General features: G+C 18.6%; 5 protein-coding genes. All 5 read left to right on the top strand.

The window, feature by feature from the left end:
* The first annotated feature begins 57 nt into the window (after window positions 1–57).
* The 5 genes from infC (at window position 58) to ACHMP6_RS01710 (ending at window position 2898) form a co-directional block, all read left to right on the top strand.
* A complete protein-coding gene (gene infC / locus ACHMP6_RS01730; RefSeq protein ID WP_412097806.1) occupies window positions 58–537 on the top strand; it encodes a translation initiation factor IF-3 in 480 nt (159 codons plus the stop codon).
* Between the two features lie 469 nt (window positions 538–1006).
* Window positions 1007–1195, top strand: a complete 189-nt coding sequence (rpmI, locus tag ACHMP6_RS01725) for a 50S ribosomal protein L35 (protein ID WP_412097805.1) — start codon at window positions 1007–1009, stop codon at window positions 1193–1195.
* A 60-nt stretch (window positions 1196–1255) separates the two neighbouring features.
* Window positions 1256–1855, top strand: coding sequence for a 50S ribosomal protein L20 (gene rplT, locus ACHMP6_RS01720; protein ID WP_412097804.1), 600 nt, complete (start codon window positions 1256–1258; stop codon window positions 1853–1855).
* 196 nt (window positions 1856–2051) lie between these two features.
* Window positions 2052–2657: a hypothetical protein gene (locus tag ACHMP6_RS01715; RefSeq protein ID WP_412097803.1), complete on the top strand. Its 606-nt coding sequence runs from the start codon at window positions 2052–2054 to the stop codon at window positions 2655–2657.
* Between the two features lie 19 nt (window positions 2658–2676).
* Complete coding sequence (locus tag ACHMP6_RS01710) at window positions 2677–2898, top strand: hypothetical protein (RefSeq protein ID WP_412097802.1); 222 nt, start codon at window positions 2677–2679, stop codon at window positions 2896–2898.
* Window positions 2899–2932: the final 34 nt, after the last annotated feature.

Below are 2932 nucleotides of genomic sequence, written 5' to 3'. Positions count from 1 at the left end.
GGGCTTAGATTAATATCTAGTAATAGAAAAACGGTCTAATTCTATCTCGATTTAGTAATTGATGAAGATGGAAAAAAATTGGGTATTTTAGAAAAAAACGAAATAATTAAATTGTCTGAAGAAAAAGAAACAGATATTGTTATGATTAATTCTGATTCTGAACCAAAAGTTGTTCGTTTGATGAACTATTCTCAATTTCGTTATAAACAACAAAAAAAATTAAAAGAAATTAAAAAAAAGCAGCATATAAGAGTTTTAAAAGAAATTCGTCTTAATCCTAATATAGATGATAATGATTTAAACTATAAAATTAAACAAGTACATAATTTTTTAAACCAAAAATATAAGGTTAAGATTATGATTCGTTTTAAAGGAAGAATGATTGTTAATCATAAAGAATTAGGTGAAAATATTATTAACAAAATTTTATCTAATAATAAATTAAAAGAAATTGTTTTTGTTGATGTTTTGCCTAAGATGGAAGGTAATCAAATGACTACTATCTTAACATCTAAAAAAAATATTAATAAAAATTAATAAAAATTAAACATAATATACTAATCATTAATATTTATTATTAATGCTTATTTTATGTTAATTTAATTCATGTTAAAGCTAAAAAAGACGAAAATATAAAAATTTTTTAAAATTATATTTAATTTAATTATAGTTTTTGTTTTTACTTTTTAATTTTTTTTAATTTAAAATTTAATATATTTATATTTTTATTATTTCTATTTTTTGTTTTTTTGTTTTTTATTAACTAAATATTTAAAATTTAAAATTCAAAAATTATACAAATAATTATTAATGATTTAAATAAATTAATTATCATTATTGTAATATGATTTTGAAATATTTTTTTAAATTATTCAGTCAGTTTAATGAAATAAAAATATAAATTCAAATATATATTTTTATATATTTTTTATGTTATTTATAAAATAAACGGAAAATATTAAAATTTAAAATTATAGGATAGGAAAAAGGTGATTATAAATTTTTTATGATAAAGAAGAAAGTTCATAAAGGTTTACATAAAAGAATAAAAAAGACTAGCACAGGTAAATTTTTAAGAAGACATTCTTATAAAAATCATTTAGCTGGTTCTAAAACTACAAAACAAAATAGACAATTAAGAAAAGTTACAAGTGTGCATTTTTCTGATATTAAAAGAATAAAACATCTAATTTAATCTTATTTTTGTTATAATTAATTGGAATAAGAAAAAAATAACGAAAGCAGAGGCTTAAAGATGGTAAAAATAAATTTTACAAATGCAAGGCATAAGCGTCGCAAAAAAGTATTAAAATTAGCAAAGGGATATTTTGGTTCTAAAAGTACTATTTATAAAACAGCTAATGAACAAGTTATGCGATCTTTACAATATGCTTATATAGGCAGAAAACAAAGAAAAAGACAATTTAGAAGATTATGGATTACAAGGATTAATGCTGGTTGCATCAATAATGGGATTAGTTATTCTAAATTTATTCATGGTCTTTTTTTAGCAAATGTAAAAATTAATCGTAAAATGTTATCAGATCTAGTTTTTAATAATTCTTTATTATTCAAGGAATATGTTGAATTAGCTAAAAAAAATTTGGAAAAATATGAAAAAAATGGTTCAGATAAAATTTTATCTACCTCTGATGACATAAAAAAAATATCTATTTCAGAATCAAAAGACGAAACAAAAGATGAATTAAAAGAGATTAATGAATTAGATAAAATTAATTTAAATAAATTTTTATTAGTTGATTTAAGAAAATTAGCTGAAAAATATAATATTCAAAATTTTTATAAATTAAAAAAAGCAGAATTAATTCGCGTTTTACAAGATAACATTAAATAAAAAGTTTAATAAAAATTTTTCAAAAAATCTAAATTAATTATAAAAAAAATAAAAATATAAATTTTAATTTAATTAATATATTGATTAGTTATAATTTAATTTTATTATAGAATGATATATTTTTTTCTTTTAAAAAATCGATTAAAAAAATAATTTTTTATCTTTATTTTTGAATTGAAAGGGATATTAATATTAAGTGAAAAAAATTATTAAAAAAGAATTAGTTTTATTTTTTTTTAAAAGTTTATTTTTTTTGTTAGCTGGTTTATCGTGTTTTTTTCCAAAATTTTTTAAAATTGGTCCTTTTCAAATATATAATGTTCTTTTGGGGATTTTTATAATTTTGATTAATTATTTTTTAGTTTTTGCTAATTTTAAAAGAAATTTAGGATTTATGAAATTTTTATTTCTTTTTGAAAATATTTTTCTTATTTTGATTTCTTTTGGTTTTATTATTCATTCTTTTTTGGAAAATAAATATCTCCAAATTATATTTTCTTTCAGTGATATGATTTATTATATATTAATCGTACACAGTATAATTCAGTTATATGCATCTTATTTTGAAAAACATGATTTTTTCCCTTTATGTTCTCAATTTATTGTATACATAACTTTATTGAGTTTAAGTTTTTATCTTTTAGGTAGTAAAGTAGATATTAATGATATCATATTGAACGTTTTATCTATTTTATTTTTATGTTCTTTCTTTTTTTATTTATTTATATTTTTTAAAAAAATAATTGTTTTGAAAGAAATAAATAATTTTGAAAAAAGAAAAATGTTAAATGAAGAAAAATAATAAAAAAGGGGTTTTTCAGATGTCTGAGTTAATAAAAAAATTTAAAACATTAACAATGTTAAGTGCTGTTCCTGGTCAAGAGAGTTCAGTTCGTAATTTTATTAAGAAAAATATTGAAAAAATAGTAGATAAAATTGAATATGATAATTTAGGAAGTTTAAATGCTTTTAAGGGATTGAATGGTCCTAAAATTATGTTAGCAAGTCATATGGATGAAATAGGGGCGCGAAATGATGCCTAATTATGAGTGATTTCACGTATCACGAACATCATGA

This window comes from Candidatus Phytoplasma palmae (genome assembly GCF_046896035.1).
In the GTDB taxonomy this organism is placed as follows: domain Bacteria; phylum Bacillota_I; class Bacilli_A; order Acholeplasmatales; family Acholeplasmataceae; genus Phytoplasma; species Phytoplasma palmae.
This window is presented reverse-complemented; position numbering and strand designations above follow the sequence as displayed.